Source organism: Rheinheimera hassiensis, assembly GCF_022436675.1.
GTDB classification, from domain to species: domain Bacteria; phylum Pseudomonadota; class Gammaproteobacteria; order Enterobacterales; family Alteromonadaceae; genus Alishewanella; species Alishewanella hassiensis.
In genome coordinates this window covers 183,975-199,997 of sequence record NZ_JAKUJZ010000005.1, presented here as the reverse complement: position 1 = coordinate 199,997, position 16,023 = coordinate 183,975, and the positions used below count along the sequence as shown (strand labels likewise).

The 16,023-nt window shown below is 49.6% G+C and carries 14 protein-coding genes; 3 read left to right on the top strand and 11 right to left on the bottom strand.

Annotated features, from left to right (window positions below):
* The 5 genes from MJX74_RS12120 to MJX74_RS12100 form a co-directional block, all read right to left on the bottom strand.
* Positions 1-459: a hypothetical protein gene (locus MJX74_RS12120; protein ID WP_240223100.1), complete on the bottom strand. Its 459-nt coding sequence runs from the start codon at positions 457-459 to the stop codon at positions 1-3.
* Positions 460-476: 17 nt separating this feature from the next.
* Positions 477-1,877, bottom strand: coding sequence for a tetratricopeptide repeat protein (locus MJX74_RS12115; protein WP_240223099.1), 1,401 nt, complete (start codon positions 1,875-1,877; stop codon positions 477-479).
* Between the two features lie 113 nt (positions 1,878-1,990).
* Complete coding sequence (locus MJX74_RS12110) at positions 1,991-2,899, bottom strand: metallophosphoesterase family protein (protein WP_240223098.1); 909 nt, start codon at positions 2,897-2,899, stop codon at positions 1,991-1,993.
* Between the two features lie 27 nt (positions 2,900-2,926).
* Entirely contained in the window at positions 2,927-3,955 is a 1,029-nt protein-coding gene (locus tag MJX74_RS12105; protein ID WP_240223097.1) for a helix-turn-helix domain-containing protein, read from the bottom strand.
* Positions 3,955-4,851 carry a GGDEF domain-containing protein gene (locus tag MJX74_RS12100; RefSeq protein WP_240223096.1) on the bottom strand — a complete coding sequence of 299 codons (897 nt, stop codon included), beginning with the start codon at positions 4,849-4,851 and terminating at the stop codon, positions 3,955-3,957. The genes MJX74_RS12105 and MJX74_RS12100 overlap by 1 nt, the downstream gene beginning before the upstream one ends.
* Positions 4,852-5,053: 202 nt before the next feature.
* Here MJX74_RS12100 and MJX74_RS12095 point away from each other — a divergent pair, with 202 nt between their 5' ends.
* Both MJX74_RS12095 and MJX74_RS12090 read left to right on the top strand, forming a co-directional pair.
* On the top strand, positions 5,054-7,819 hold the full coding sequence (locus tag MJX74_RS12095) for a TonB-dependent receptor (protein ID WP_240223095.1): 2,766 nt from the start codon (positions 5,054-5,056) through the stop codon (positions 7,817-7,819).
* Between the two features lie 14 nt (positions 7,820-7,833).
* Positions 7,834-9,750, top strand: a complete 1,917-nt coding sequence (locus MJX74_RS12090) for a phytase (RefSeq protein ID WP_240223094.1) — start codon at positions 7,834-7,836, stop codon at positions 9,748-9,750.
* Between the two features lie 70 nt (positions 9,751-9,820).
* On the opposite strand, the gene MJX74_RS12085 is transcribed toward MJX74_RS12090, so the two are convergent.
* From MJX74_RS12085 to MJX74_RS12065, 5 genes are all read right to left on the bottom strand, one after another.
* Entirely contained in the window at positions 9,821-10,096 is a 276-nt protein-coding gene (locus MJX74_RS12085; protein WP_240223093.1) for a DUF5666 domain-containing protein, read from the bottom strand.
* A 79-nt stretch (positions 10,097-10,175) separates the two neighbouring features.
* Complete coding sequence (locus MJX74_RS12080; RefSeq protein ID WP_240223092.1) at positions 10,176-10,559, bottom strand: response regulator; 384 nt, start codon at positions 10,557-10,559, stop codon at positions 10,176-10,178.
* A gap of 83 nt (positions 10,560-10,642) precedes the next feature.
* A complete protein-coding gene (locus tag MJX74_RS12075) occupies positions 10,643-11,797 on the bottom strand; it encodes a sensor histidine kinase (protein ID WP_240223091.1) in 1,155 nt (384 codons plus the stop codon).
* A 4-nt stretch (positions 11,798-11,801) separates the two neighbouring features.
* Positions 11,802-12,494, bottom strand: coding sequence for a response regulator (locus MJX74_RS12070; RefSeq protein ID WP_240223090.1), 693 nt, complete (start codon positions 12,492-12,494; stop codon positions 11,802-11,804).
* A 22-nt stretch (positions 12,495-12,516) separates the two neighbouring features.
* Positions 12,517-13,860 (bottom strand): DUF4397 domain-containing protein, encoded by a 1,344-nt coding sequence (locus MJX74_RS12065; protein WP_240223089.1) that lies wholly within the window; start codon positions 13,858-13,860, stop codon positions 12,517-12,519.
* Between the two features lie 222 nt (positions 13,861-14,082).
* Here MJX74_RS12065 and MJX74_RS12060 point away from each other — a divergent pair, with 222 nt between their 5' ends.
* Positions 14,083-15,636 carry a methyl-accepting chemotaxis protein gene (locus MJX74_RS12060; RefSeq protein WP_240223088.1) on the top strand — a complete coding sequence of 518 codons (1,554 nt, stop codon included), beginning with the start codon at positions 14,083-14,085 and terminating at the stop codon, positions 15,634-15,636.
* Positions 15,637-15,692: 56 nt separating this feature from the next.
* Here the strand turns inward: MJX74_RS12060 and MJX74_RS12055 are convergent, their stop codons facing one another.
* On the bottom strand, positions 15,693-15,887 hold the full coding sequence (locus tag MJX74_RS12055; protein ID WP_173500863.1) for a hypothetical protein: 195 nt from the start codon (positions 15,885-15,887) through the stop codon (positions 15,693-15,695).
* Positions 15,888-16,023 lie beyond the last annotated feature (136 nt).

Sequence of the window (16,023 nt, the reverse complement as noted above, 5' to 3'; positions counted from 1 at the left end):
CTAATGCCGGTAGATAATTTTTACCGGCTGGTTGCCTAAAAATGCCTCTATTGCTGCCTGCGTGGCAGCATCAACCGCACCGACACTGTTATCCATAATGATGGCAAAACGGCCAAAGCCTTGCTCAAAAGAATACTGTAGCTGATTTAAATTGCAGAGCTTGCCACAGCACGGCAGCGCCAGGCTTTGCATAGCAAAGCTGTTGTGCTCAGCGTTGTAGTCTGCTTCCATCAGGTTGTGCCATTGTTCCACACTCAGCTCTGTTTGGCAGGCCGGGCAATGAATATGTTCAAAATTGCCGCCGCAGTCGTAATAACGTATTTCGTCGGTGCAGGTAACGTCTATATGTTCAGTTGCCGGAAACAGGCCGGCGATAAACTGTTTAGTGGCGGCGATAATGTCCGCGTTTGGCTGTTGTTGCGGGTCCCGCAGCAGAATAATAATTTCATGTCCGCTCATCATCGCTCCCGCAGCTTTTAATTAGCCGGTAATGGCGTGCCTACAGGCAACAGCGATAGCTGCAGCATATTGCCTTGCCGGCTTAGTGCCAGCGGTAAGGTATAGTTAGGAAAGCGCAAGCCAAATACTGCACCTTGTTGTAACAAGCTCTGCAGTTGCTCCGTTATGGCGGTGGTAAAGCGGGCGCAGCCTTGCGCGTCAACCCGGCCTTCGAACGGTAAAGAGGTTCTGTCTGCCAGTGTCAGATAGGCTGCCATACGCCAGTGCGAGTTGATACCCAGGTTGTATGCTGCACCATGTTGTTGGCCAAGGTCTAAGCCACAGGCCTGCAGGACTAATTGTGTATCGTCTGAAGTGGGTAGGGCTATTTTCTGCAGCCTTTGTTGTGCCAAAAACTTGCCCCATGCCAGCCGGCGAATGGCGGCATCCAACGAGACCGGGGGATATTTTTCCTGCTGTTTTAGCGCATCAAAACGGGCAATGCCCTGCTCCAGCACTGCTATGTCGTCTTCGTACTTAAGCTGATCTTTAAGCAGGCGGTAAGCCGGAACCTTGGCTTGTTCCATCCCGGCTAAAGCCGCTTTTTCATAATGCGCCAGCGCCAGGGCTTTATCCGCTTCTGCCCCCAGGCCTTTATCTGCCATAGTGGCCAGATGATAGTTCGCTACAGCAATATTGCGCTGTGCACCTTGTAAAAAGGCCGCCTTAGCGCCGCTGTAGTCTTGTTCATTAAGCAGCAGGGCTCCATAGTTTGTCCAGGCCGTGCCCTGATCCGCTGCCATACCGCGCTCCAGCCAGTGCACAGCTTGCTGGCGCAATTTCGCCATGTCGAACTGTTCTCTGTCGTTGCCGTAACTTTGCATCGCAATTAAATAGGCACGCAAGTATTCACGTGATGCTTTATCCAGATACAAGCTATCTTTTTCCAACTCATAGGCCTGGCCAAAGTAACTGCCAGCCAACTGCGCTGCCTCTATGGTGGGCGCCAGATTAAATACGGACGTGGGATCTGCAGGACTGTGCGCCAGCCCCAGGTTGTATAAAGTGGGTAGTTTAAGGCCACCAGCCAGGGCTTCTTCAAACAAGCTGATTGCTTTGGCTTTTCTACCGTTGTGCAGTGCCATATTGCCAAGGTTGTGGCTGGCGCGGGCAGAGCCTAATGCTCTGGCTTGCTCGTAATATTGACTGGCAGTGCCGGGGTTTGCTGTAACGCCGCGGCCAAGATCGTAGGCTTTGCCCAGTAAAAATAATGCATCAGCGTTATTCTCGCTGGCCTGTTGCTGCGCTTGTTGCAAGAAGGTGTCATATTGCTGTTGTTCAAACAGCTGCTCCAACGCTGATAGTTCCGCTTTTACCGCGTGGCTCAGGAGCAGGAGAAGCAGTATGGCGGCAACAGACAGTATTTTAACGAATGGCATTTTTATAATATTCCGGGAGATAAGCAGGGCGCCTGTAAACGGCAGCTTTATTAAAGCTGCGTAACATAGCTGCAAACTATGTTGCAAGCAAGCCCTGCTTTATGGCCTCGTTGTTATGGTTGGCGGGGTAAGCTAAAGCTGTAGCTGTGCTGAGCCAGCGCTGTAGTATTGCCAGTTTGGTAGGTGTCTACCTGCACTACGCCGTTGTTGCTCAGGCTAAATACTCGGAACATAGCGGTATGCTGGCTCTCATCCGGAATTTTAGTACGTTCCAGCGCCGGTATATGCAGGTAATGCACTTTGCCAAGTTGTTTCGAGTGTTCAACGCGGTTCATATCCATATGTAAATCGCCGGAGATCACCGCCGCCAGGTTGGGTTGGGCAATCACGTCGACAAAGCCCGGGTGCTGAATGCCTTTATCGGCGTTTTCCGGATATACACCGGTTTGCGCACCGTGCACGATTAATAACACCGGCTTTGGCTGCAACTGTTTTAGCTGGTTTAGCATCCAGGCTATGCCGCTGTCATTAAAGTCGCGGCCATGATCGGGCGAGGCGAATACCAGCGCCACAGTGTCAAATTCCAGTACGTAGCTCGGTGAATCCAGCTTAATCTTGCCGGCATTCCAGCTGTTAGCGTACTGCATAAAGCGCTCAACAGTACTGCCATGTTCTTCATTGCCCATAATCGGATAAAACGGCAGCGTTAGCTGTTGCAGCACCGGTGTGGCATTGTCGTACTGTACTAAAGTGCCCTTGTGGGCGATATCACCAACACCGACGACAAAATCCAGCTTAGTTTGCGTTGCCAGCCGGTTTACGTCCTGTACTGCAGCGGCCAGATGCGGAAATTGTGGCTCTGGCTTGGGTTCAGCGTCACCCAGCACAGCAAAGCGCAGTACTACATTTTCTGTTGCCGGTGGGGCGGCAGGTGTCTGGTTGGTTTTCGTTGTATCGGCCGGTGAGCAGGCGATAAGCAAAGTGCTTAGCAGCGCCAGGCTGACAGTAGTAAACAGTTTCATTAAAAATCCCTGGTAGTGAAGTTGAGGTTAGTTGAAATTAAACATGCCTTTAAAACTGCTGGGGATTAACCCGGTCCAGCGTTTAAAGGCACGGCGAAAGTTATGCTCGTCGGAGTAGCCCAGTTTTTGTGCCAACTGACGGTTAGAATAGTGGCCCTGTTGTAATAGTTGGCGGGCCGCATCGCGGCGTACCTCGTCAAGCAGGGTGGCAAAGTTGGTGTTATGTTGGCTAAGTTGGCGTTTTAAGCTGCTACTGCTTAACCCCAACACGGTGGCAACCTGATCCTGGTTCAGCAGTTGCGGCAGAGCCCGGCGTTGCAGATGGCAAATGCTCTCCGGCAAAGCCCGCTGTTTGCTCAGCACATGGTTAAGCTGGCGACAGGTGCGGCGGGTAGCGCTGAATTTCTGCAGATCTGCATCAATAAAGCGTTGCTGCCATAAAGTAAGCGGAATACTGATGCAGTCAACGCTTTGATTAAAGCTGACATCCACGCCCCAATGCAGTTGGTGCTGCAACTGAGGTGAGGCCGGCTGCTGCAGCTGCAGGCTGATGCCACAAACGCTACCCAGCTGTTGTTTTATCAATTCCAGCAGTAGTGAGAATACGACCGTCAGCATAAACCCCTGCTGGTTAGCCAAACCCAGCGCCGGTTTCAATTCTATCAGGATGCAATGCTGTTGTTGGTAAAGCCGCCCATAGAAGCAAGGAAACAGCTGATGGCGGAAGTAGTACAACTGAGCCAGTGCCTGGCGCAGGTTTTGTGCATATTGCAGGCTTTGGCACAGCGAAATATAACGGCTGTTCAGTAAAGCGCCGCCCAGCAAGTAGGGCAGCTCCGGGCTGTTTAGCTGTTGCTGGCAATTTTGCAGCAGTTTTAGCCAGTCGTTATGGTGCAGCCTGCCATGCGGTTTGTGTAAGTCCTGTTCAAAAATGCCGGTGCCACTTAGCAGCTTATGCAACAGGGCGCCGCGCCGCTGTGCCAGCGAGAGCAGCTCAGTGCTGCCATGTTGCAACAGCAGGATTTTGTCCTGATAGCCGAAGTGGCGAATACTCATCAGATTGGCTGCAACTTCAGTGCGGTAGTTTTTTTCGCCAGCGCCATAGCCTGGTCGGCAGCTTGTAAAGCACTTATCGCACTGTCTTGCTGCACTGCCATTTCTACCAATGTCAGCTGCGGCCCGCTGTTTTCAACCGACAGTTGTGATAGCTGCTGGCGTAAATGCTGCGCCATAATGTGTGCCTGTGGCAGAGCGGTGTTGGGCAATAGGGCAATAAAACGGTCACCGGCGTAGCGGCACACCACATCACTGTATCGCAGATGACTGCTAAGCAACTCACTTAGCTGGCTAAGGTAAGCATCACCGGCGGCCATACCATGGCGGCGGTTAACAGCGGCAAAATTATCAACATCCAATACCAGCAAACTTAAAGCTTTGTGTTGGCTTTGGTGCAGCTCTATTTCGCGTTGCAATACCGCTTGCAGATACTCAAGACCGTATAGCTGGGTGAGCGGATCAATAAGCTGATGGTCGCGTAAAAACAGCTCGCGGCCACGCAACTGGCGGTTAATCGCCCGCTGTTCACGGTGCCAGCCTATCAGGCCATAGGTAAGTACCAGCATGCCAACCGGCGCCGGCAACGATTCCAGCCAGCTCATCAGGCGCATCGTATCCGGGTAGCGGATAAATTCGTCCAGCAGGTCAAGAAAGTATGAATACACCAGCAGCAGGCTGCCATAGTACAACCATTCGGTTACCCTTCCGGTTGGCCGGCTGCTGATAATCAGCCCCAGCCAGCCACAGGCCACCAATAAGGTAGTGCCTTCACCCAAAATATCCAGAGCATCAAATTCATTACTGTGTTTGGCATCGCCGGTATCAATAGCCAGCAGCAGGCCACTTAACAGCAATAGCAGGCTGAACAGCATTTTATAGCGGTGTTGTCGCCACATAGTCAGGTTATCCGCACAAATAAACTCAATTTTCCGCGCCCTGTATGACAGCCGGATGACAAGCTTTGCTGCTTACGGCATTGCGTTGCACCGTTAAGACCCGGGTCATATCGGCTCAGCGCGTAGTGTTAACAAACGGCGTTTTGTCACACAGACCCGGCAAACTTTAGCGCAATTATTAGCCGTGATCTGAGAGTAACCGATGAAACCGACCCATCACCAACATACTTCACGCAGCGCGTTGGCCTGTGCCATAAGCCTGGCGTTTGCCACGTTATCTGCCCCGGTATTCGCCGATGCCGACGTACAGGGCCGTATTACTGATAACCGCAGCAACCTGCTGACCGGTGCACAAGTCAGTATTCCTGAGCTAAAGCTAAGCCGTACCACCGCAGCGGACGGCCGCTTTCAGTTTAATCAGCTGCCGTCGGGCACTTATACTCTGCTGGTGAATTATCTTGGTGCTGTGCCGGAAACCCGGGTGCTGGTGGTAGCCGATACTGAACAGCGTCTGGGCGATATTAAGCTGCTGTCTGCCAGTGAAGATGTAGAGCATATAGAAGTGGTGGGGCAATCCGGCGCGGTAAGTAAAGCGCTGAACCGCCAGCGCAATGCAGGCGGTATTGTTACCGTGGCCAGTACCGATGAAATGGGTCAGTTCCCGGACAGCAATGTCAGCGAAGCCTTGCAACGTCTTGCCGGGTTATCAGTAGAGCGTGATCAGGGCGAAGGCCGTTTTGTCCGTGTGCGCGGTTTGGCGCCGGATTACAACGCAGTAACCTACAACGGTACTCAATTAGCCGCGCCCGAAGCCGGCCGTCGCGCAGTTGCATTGGACGTGATCCCATCTGATCTGCTCGAATCAGTAGAAGTAAACAAAACCCTGACACCGGATATGCCGGCCGGGTCCTTAGGCGGTACCGTTGAAATTAAAAGCTTGTCGGCTTTTGATCGCAGCAACGATTTTTACTCTTTTACTGCAGAGGCCGGCTATAACGAGCAGCAAAGTAAAACCAGCCCCAAGGTCTCCGGCGTGTTCAGTAAGATACTTGATGCTGCTGGTGAAACCGATAGCTTAGGTATTGCCATAGCAGCCAGTTACGCCGAGCGTAAATTCGGCTCTGAAAACGTTGAGACCGGCGGCAGCTGGGATTTTGACGAGGGACTGGAAGAGTTTGAACTGCGCGATTATGTGATCAGCCGCGAACGCATCGGCCTGGCGCTGAACATGGATTACCGGCCAGGTAACAACAACGAGTATTACCTGCGTAGCTTGTACAGCCGTTTTAGTGACACCGAAACGCGTCAGGGCATGATAGTGGAATTGGCCGATCCGCAATTTACCGGCAGCAGTGGTGGGGCTGAGCTTATCCGCTCACTGAAGCAGCGGGAAGAAACCCAAAGCATCAGCGCACTGGTGATTGGTACCAAACAAATTTCCGGCAGTTGGGAATGGTTGTTGGAAGCTGGCGCCAGTAAAGCTGATGAAGATACGCCGTTTAATATAGCCGCGGCTGATTTTGACCAGGAGTTTGACGAAGGTGTCGGCTTTAGCGGCAGCAATATTTTGCGTTTAACTGCGCCGGCAGAAGCATTTCTGGCCGACGGTTATGAGCTGAAAGAAGTTGAGATGGGCGATACCTACGCCAAAGAAACCGAACGTAATATTAAGTTTGACCTCAGCCGCGAAATTATTCAGCGTAATGGCAGCGTGCTGCTAAAAAGCGGTGCTAAGTTTAGCCAGCGCGAGAAAAGCGCCGAAGAGGATGTCTGGCTGTTTGAAGACTTTGCTGATCTGGGTATTAGCGCGCTAAGCATGACTGACTACGCCAGCGGCACGGTGGATTACGGCTTGGGTAATATGGGTTCAGCGATTAACAGCGGCAGTATTTATCAGTTGGTTAGCAGCTTAGACCGTGACGATTTTATTGACGAAGTTGAGTCACAAATTAACGACTACCAGGTAGATGAAGATATCAGCGCGGCGTACTTTATGGCGCAGTGGGAACGTGATAACTGGCAGCTGATTACCGGTGTGCGTTATGAGCACGAGAAACGTGAAGCAACAGGCAGCCGCTATGATGCTATAGAAGAAGTATTCAGTGCCAATCGGGTGAACAGCTCTGAAGGTTATTGGTTACCGGCTGTGGTAGGGCGCTATAACCTGTCGGAGCAAAGTATAGTGCGCGCGGCGTTCAGCACCGGCTTGGTAAGGCCTAACTTTGAACAGTTATCGCCGGCATTTATTCTGGAAGAGGATGATGATGAGCTCGAAGCCGCCTTTGGTAATCCGGAGCTAAAGGCGCTGACGTCAAATAACTTTGACCTGGGTATTGAGCATTATGCCGACAAGCTCGGCGTGGTCTCTGCCATGTTGTTTTATAAACAAATTGACGACTTTATCTACGAGGCTGATTTAGCCGGTCGCGGCGCGTATGCCGATTTTGCGGTGGCCGAAACCTATGTTAACGGTGGTAAGGCCGATTTATACGGCCTGGAGCTGAACGCTATTCATAAGGTATCGGGTTTCGGTAATTGGCTGGATAACCTGTTGTTGTCTGCCAACCTTACATTAACCGATTCTGCCGCCGATATTGAATGGTTTGATGATGGCGCATTGTTTAGCCGCGAAGTGGCGCTGCCCAGCCAGTCAGATAAAACCGCTAACCTGAGCCTGGGTTATGAAACTGATGTAATCAGCCTGCGTTTGGCAGCTAATTATAAGTCTAAGTATCTGGCCGAAGTGGGCGATGTGACCGATGCTGCCTATGATGTGTATTCTGATGATCATATGCAGCTCGATTTTACCGGGAAGTGGACCATCCGCCGTGGTATGCAACTGTACTTTAACGTGGTCAATTTGAATGACGAACCATACTATGCTTACACCGGGCGCAAGCCGTATAACTTCCAGTATGAGCAATATGGCCGCACCTTTGTGCTGGGCGTGCAGATCACCAACTGGTAAGCAAGGAAAGCACAATGTTAAACAATAAAAATATGTTTAAACTCAGCGTGGTTAGTCTGGCGCTGGCAGGCTTGTTAAGCGCCTGCCAGGCAGATAAGCCGGGTTCACTAACGCCGGAGCCACAGGCAGTGGCTGTTAATGCCAGCCATTACCAGGATGTGCAACTGGCCGGCACGGCTTACCAGCTGTTTACTGACGCTACAGGCTTGCAAGTGCAACAGGGCGCAGCTGTACTAAGCCGTTACGACGGCGCTTTTATCCGGCTGACAGTGCAGCCGCTTAGCGACGATAGCGTGCTACTGGCTGCGATCGAAGACAATAGTAACAGCCTGTATCTGTGGCGTTTTACCCCGGCAGAGTCAGCGCCGCTGCAGCTGATGCAGCAACAGCTGATCAGCAGTCGCGTGGTAGAGGATCTGTGTTTTTATCACAGTAGTGAAAACCAGCAGCTCAGCCTGTTTTTACTCGGTGGCCGCGGCGGAGCTGATCAGTTACTGCTGCAACAGCAGCAACAATGGCTGGCACAACCGGTGGTTATACGTGAGCTGAATATACCTTATGACAGCACCGCCTGCGCAGTAGATCAAAACGCCGGTGCGCTGTATATCGCCGAAGCTGATCGCGCTATCTGGCGCTACCAGGCTGAACCTGAAGCCGACGAAGGTCGTAGTTTAGTGCAGGTAAATAAACCTTTCGGGCAGCTGCAAGGCGAAGTAAAGGCATTGCAAACCTTGCCTGACGGCAGTCTGCTGGCACTGGAAGAACAGCCGGCCAGGTTATTGCTGATTAACAGTGATGGCCAACTGCGCAGCGCCACTGCTGTGCCGGCGTTGGCTGAGGCCAGCGGTTTAGCTGTCAGTATGCACAGCAACACCGCGACAGCCTATATCAGCAGCGAAGATGCCGAAGCGGTGCAGCAGTTATCGCTAACACTGCCGCTGGCAAATGAGCGTAGCCATAAAGAGGCGATAACGCAGTTGCAGCCAACACTGCAGACCGAAGCAGCCAGTCAGCGTGGCGATGTAATGGACGACCCTGCAGTGTGGCATCATCCAAACAAGCCTGAGCTTAGCCTGATCCTTGGTACTGACAAGCGCGCCGGGTTGGATGTTTACAATATGCAGGGTAAGCGTGTGCAGCAGCTTAGCGTGGGCCGGTTAAATAATGTGGATGTACGCTATGGCCTTAACTGGCAGGGCAGGGCCTACGATATTGCGGCGGCCAGTTTGCGTGACGATAACAGCCTGCAACTGTTTGCTATTGATAACAGCGGCAAGCTGCACACTGCCGGCAAAGTAGCGACCGGAATGGACGATATTTATGGCTTGTGTATGTACCACAGTGCACAAAGCAATAAGCACTATGTGTTTGTTAATGATAAATCGGGCTTAATTCAGCAATACCGTATCGATACCGATGGCACAGCCTGGCAGGGCACTTTAGTGCGCTCATTGCAGGTGCCCTCGCAGCCGGAAGGTTGTGTGGCTGATGATAAACGCGGCGTATTGTTTGTTGGCGAGGAAGACGAGGCCATCTGGCGTTTTGCCGCTGAAGCGGATGCAGCGACAACCGGCGACGCGGTAATCCGCGTGGATGGTCAGCAGTTGGTAGATGATATTGAAGGCATTGCTTTGGCAGAGCACAACGGTAGTAGTTATTTACTGGTATCAAGCCAGGGTAACAATAGTTACCTGTTGTTTGACGCCGCGCCACCTTATGCACAGCGGTTACACTTTCGTATCAGCACTAACCCGCAGCTGGGTATCGACGGTGCTTCTGAAACCGATGGCCTTGAGGTAACCACGCGCTCATTGGGGCCAGGTTTTGAGCAGGGAGCATTGATAGTGCAGGATGGCCGTAACCGCATGCCGGAGCAGGGGCAAAACCTGAAGCTGGTGCCATGGCAGCATATTTTGCAGCAATTACAGTAGCTTCAAACAATAATTTGCAATAAAAAAGGCTGCACCATAAAGGGTGCAGCCTTTTCAGAAGCAGAACGCTTTATTTCTCGAGTTCTATTTCTGTAGCAATGTGACGTTTATCGCGATACTCAAAATCTACCTCAATATTTTGTCCGACTTTTAAATCGGCAAAGGTTCTGAGGCCATCATCATAATCGGTTGTTGTCTCGGTAAAGAAAGTTATTCCTTGCACAACAAAAGATTGGGCTTCAGCATTGATAGCATCAATTTTACCTTCAATATCATCCGCTTGCGCAGAAAGTGAAATCGCTGACACTATTGCAGTAAGTAACAATGTTTTCAGGCTTAATTTCATCTTGACACTCCTGGTTAATAAAAATCAGTATCAATACCGTACTTTAAAGTGGCTGAATTAAGGCTGAATACGCAAATGTTTAATTTAGTTTGGCTGACAGGCAGCGTTCAACAATGTTTTTTATTTTTTGTGGCGAAAAGGGTTTAGCGATAAAACCACTGGCACCCGAGGCTATGCTGTTACGCACATTATCAACTGAATTGTGGGCTGTAACCATCACAACATGGGTTTTGTCAGCCTGAGTTTTAATTTGTTGCAGTAGCTGCTGACCGTTAATGTCAGGTAGTTCAATATCAAGAAATACTAAATCATGCTGTTGCTCAGCAAAAGCTGATAGCCCGCGCTTGCCGTTAGAGGCTTCCTGCACGTTGCTAATGCCAAGATGAAGCAGAGTTTGGCGCAGGTATTCCCGCACTGTATAGGCGTCGTCAATAATAAGTACTGAGCATTGCTGTTGCGTCATAGCGATCCTTGCCTTTAGCTGTTAGCCAATCTGATACAGTATGGCTGACCTTTAACTGAATTGGGAAAATTTTTTCAATATAGTCATTGTAACTGAATTACAGATGAATTGAGTGGTAAACTGATCACTACACTAAAGCCGGAAATTTCATTATTTGTCATAATATTGGCTACATCTATGCTGCCGTTGCATGCTTCTGTTGCGCGTTTGGCAATACTTAATCCCAGGCCTATGCCGTTGTGGTTGCTTTGTGCCCGAAAGAAGGGGGTAAATAACTTAGACAAATATTGCGGCGGTACGCCCGGGCCTTGATCGCGAACTTGCAAACTTAACTGGTGTTGATGTTGTCGTAAGCAAATACTTACCTCAGAATAAGGTGGTGTGTATTTCACCGCGTTACGGATCACATTTTCTATTGCGCTGTACAACAGCGACGGGTCGCCTTTAATTAATGGTACATTTTCCAGATGTAGCCACAGCGACTTGTTGCTGCTGTCAGCTTCCAGCCGTGCATCATCACAGACTGAGGAAACCAGCTCCGCCAGGTTTATATCAATATGTTCGGCACTGACTGCGCCGCTCTCCAGCCTGGAAAAGGTCAGGATTTCAGTGACAAGTTCATCCAGTTTACTGGCTTCCTGCTCTATTTTTTCCATCGCCATGGCGGTATAAGACGGGGATTGCGCCGCCAGCCCGGTGAGAATTTGCATCCTGGCCAGCGGGGATCGTAACTCGTGTGATACATCGTGCAGAAGGCGGCGCTGTGAGGCAATGGCCTCTGCCGCCTGACCAGCCATTTGGTTGAAGTTCCGGCTCAGGCTGCCAAACTCGTCCCGTCGGGTTATCAATTCCGGGCCTAACTGGGTACGCCAGTTATTTGCTGCCAGCCCCGCCAGAGCCAGCTTTAGCTGACGAACCGGTGCAGCAATATTGCGTGCCAGTACCCAACTGAACAAGATACTGGCAGCCAGCAACACCGACAAGTGTAACAGCGGATGGCGCCAGAATGGCGGTACAGGGTGTCTTGAGATATCAATTGTCGCAGATAAGTCGGAGGCATTTATACGGTATGCCGGTATCGATGGTGTGGCAAAAAAAACCGCTCCGGCTGGCAGCATATTCTCTGGCGGTAGCAAGCGTGACGAGTTATCCCAGGTAAAAGTTAAGCGTACCAAAATAACGGCCATTAACAGTGTGGCCCAAAATACAAGAAAAAAGCGCCAGAACAATTTATGCATATTGTTATACTCCACCACCAAACGGGTAAGTGAACTGATAACCTTTACCCCGGACTGAGGTGATCCATTGTTGCCCGGCCGGTAGCTTGCCTAATTTTTGTCTGATATGACTGATATGCACATCAATATTACGGTCATAGCTGCCTAAAGGTTTGCCAAGGGCTTGTTGTGACAACTCAGCCTTGCTGACAATGGTACCCGCGTACTGTGTTAGTAGGTACAGAATGTTGAATTCGGCGCCGGTTAATTCAATCATCTGTTGGTCTAGCGACACGCTACGGTTAACCGGCTTAATGTGCAAAGCGCCTAGCTTCAATTCAGTTTGGTTGTTGTTTTGCTGTACGCGGCGCAATATTGCTTTAATTCGGGCACTAAGCTCCCGCGGTAAGCAAGGCTTGGCAATGTAATCATCCGCTCCCAATTCCAGGCCAATCACTTTGTCCAGATCCTCACCACGCGCAGTTAGCATTATCACCGGGACATTGCTGAAATGCCGTAGTTGTTTTAACACCGAAATGCCATCCAGTTGCGGCATCATCACATCCAGAATAATCAAGTCAAACTGTTGCTGTTGGCAACTACGTAATCCGGTTATACCATCATTTATAACGGTAAGATGAAAACCATCTTTTTGCAGGTACTCTGCCAATAAGGTGGTTAGTGTTACATCATCATCAATTAATAATAACCGGATCACATCTACCTCTGGCGCGAAAAAGTTAACGTAACACGCTTAGTTTGTAGCCACTGTTGCTGCTGTTGTCGGGTTCGGCAATCAATAAATAATTGCTTCCGGCAACAAATTGCTGCACTTCAGACTCAGCTAACAGGGTTTGGTTCTTATTGCTGTCGGTATAAAGCAGAAAAACCGTATATTCGCCGTCAGGCACGTTAATCTCTTTTTGGGCGCCACTGTTTAGCGACGTAATATAGTACTCTGCTGTATCAATGGTTTCATTGGGTGGCACAAAATAGACGCTTAAAGAGCTATAAGAGGTGATAGTGTTTACCACGTTTACATCAAAATCATAAATCTGTGGCGCATTACTTTCTTCTACCACTACAGCTGCAGTATTGGCGCTGGCATTTTGATACAACACCACTGCTTTGCTCTGGCCTTGGTTTAATGTCATTAAAGCGCTGTTTAAATAAAACACCCCTTGTTCGTCTGATGCCGATAAACGATAGTCTTTCGCTGCTAATTCAACATAATCAGACAAGCTATCGGCGGCTAGTGACGTAAAAGTTATACTGTCGTTCAGGTAAATATCGCTGTTGCCGATGCTGTCGATACTGTTATACAACCGGAACTGGGCCTGGGCTGTTAAATCTGTCAGGTTACCTACTGTCGTGGTGTTGTTAATGACATCTACGGCTATATTGCCTGCAAGCGGGCCGGAGGCTATACGGGGCACCAGCACATATTCGGTCAGGTATTCAAAGTTATATTTGGATGACTGAAATAATATGTCACGGCTGCCTGCGGCAGTAACATAAATAATGTAGTTGCCACTATCAAACTCCAGCACAGAGCTTATTTGGCTGTAATTCAGTGTTGCCGCCAGGGTAGCGTCGTCAAAGGTGGCATCTGACTTACTTAAATACACATCATAAGCATCGTCCGGAAGTAAACTCACCACATACAGCTTAAAAGTGTCTGTCAGGCTGTCATCACGCAGAAACTCCAGTGTCAGCAGTTCAGGGCTATTGTAATCACCAGTGAGCAACAGCAGATGTTTGTAACTCTGTCGTAGGGTGATGCTGGTTTCCAGCGCACTAATATCATCACCATCGCTATTAAGGCGGCTTAGTTTAATATCGTAAGTCGCGGGGGTATAAGTGACCAAAGATGTTGCATCGGTATAAGTTGCTGCCCCGGCTAGCACACTGCTGTCATCGCTGTCTGTAAGTATTAGCCGGGTTGAAGTACTATTGGCTGAGCCATTATATAGCTGGATATAGCTGCTGGTGTAAGTGGCCGAAGTATCATCAGAGTTACTGCTACCACATCCGGTTAATGTAGCTGTACCCAATAGCAGGGAAAATAATAAAAAAATACGCATAACGCCTCATAAAAGTAAGTTCTTAACAGCGCTAAGAAGGCTATTACTTTAATCAGTTCATAGTTTTACCCAGCTTTACCTTGCTTAACCTATCTTAACCTTGTGTTTCTGTACGCTATTTCGCATGTTTAGCATTTATTATTTAAACTTCATTGCCTTATTGTGAAGTATTGCTATTTTTAGGAATCGGATTCTTCGATTTTCAGTAAGGAATACACTGTTATGCGCCGCAACATGCCGGTTACCAATACCGAAAGAACTTTCCCGCCAAATCAGAAACTAATTTCCAACACAGACCTTAACGGTAATATCCGACACTGCAACGACGCCTTTATCGCTATCAGCGGTTTTAGCAAAGAAGAGTTAATCGGTCAGCCGCACAATATAGTACGCCATCCTGATATGCCGCCGCTGGCATATAAAATAATGTGGGAGCATTTAAAAGCCGGTAAGCCCTGGATGGGGCTGGTGAAAAACCGCAGTAAAAATGGTGATTATTATTGGGTTGATGCTTATGTAACCCCTGTTACAGAAAATGGCCGGGTTGTAGGCTATGAGTCAGTCAGGTCTTGCCCCGCCCGTAGTGATATCAAACGGGCAGAAAAGCTGTACGATGCCATTAATAAGGGCAAGTTCCGCGGCAGAAATTTTCATCTTGGTGCCGCCAATATGGTTTTGGCCGTTGTGCTGGTAGTAGCAGCCGGGCTGTATTTTTCCGGCTTTGCCGGTTTATCTGAACTGCTGATTCTGGCTGCGCTGATTGGGTATGTTATTTGGGCTAACTTTAGTAAAAGACAGGCGTTAGATAGTGTCAAAATGTTGCTGGCGAATTCATTTCGCCATGAGCTGGCGGTGAAAACCTTTACTGACGATGAGCCTGAAGTGGGTGAGCTTAAAGTGGCAGTGATGAGCTCAAAAGCGCATCTGGGGGCCGTTTTGAGCCGGATGGAAGATGCCGCGAAAAGCGTATCGGAACAATCGGATCTTGGCCTGGAGCTGGCACAATCTTCTATGAAGCTGATTCAGCGCCAGCAGCAGGAAACCGAGCAAGCCGCCACAGCAATGCACCAAATGACCACTACCATTGCGGAAGTATCAAAGCATGTACAGGAAACCGCAGAGCGTGCTGAACAATCAAACGAACTGGCCGGGCGCAGCAGGCAAACCGCGGCAATAACGCGTAAAGCGATTGAGGAACTGCGTCAGACAGTAAACGAAATTAGCAGCTCTGTAACTGAGGTATCGGAACAAACCAAGAAAATTGCCACTGTTGCGCAGATGATTGAGCAAATAGCCGAGCAAACCAACTTGTTGGCGTTAAATGCTGCTATTGAAGCGGCTCGGGCTGGTGAGCAAGGGCGCGGTTTTGCTGTTGTGGCTGACGAGGTGCGTAACCTGGCACAGCGCACTCAGCAGTCTACCAAAGAGATCCATCAGATTATTAGCGATTTAACCACCAGAGCCGACACTGCTGTGCGGGTTGCCCAGAATGGTACCAGCGGTGCAGAAGCCGGGTTGGTCAGGGTGAAAGAAACCGAAGAAATGTTAAATGGTATTTCAGATGCTGTGGGTAGCATAGCCAATATGTCTATCCAGATGGCAGCGGCAGTAGAGCAGCAGGCTAATGTCGCTGAGGAAGTAAATCAGCAGGTAGTGAATATTTCCAGCCTGGCTAATAACACACTGACAGAAGCGGGTAACTCAGCTGACAGTATTAAACAGCTGCAACTGGTATCCAATGAACTACATGAACTGGTAGTACGGTTTGCCAGATAGGTTCAATAAAAAGGCCAGCAGATGCTGGCCTTTGTTTTTGTTACATAAAATATTACTTACACCGTAATATTTATATTTTGTCCCAGGTTACCTACAGGGGATGAAGCCTGTACCTGCTCAACCGATTGCATAGCACTTTGTACCAGCATGGTTGCCATTTTAGCTTCCTGGTTTTGTTGCTTTTTGGCCATTACAGCCCCCAGTACTTCAAAGCCCTGGTTTGACGCCGCAGCGCCAACGGATTGACTCATAGTTACCTCCTATGCCAATTCCTCAAGACTGTAACGGCCGGAAGATAAATACCTTTAGCGTTTATTTAAGATTTTTTTAAGTATAAAAAAATGCCGCCCGTTGCAGCGGGCGGCATTCCAACTTAGCGCGGAGTGA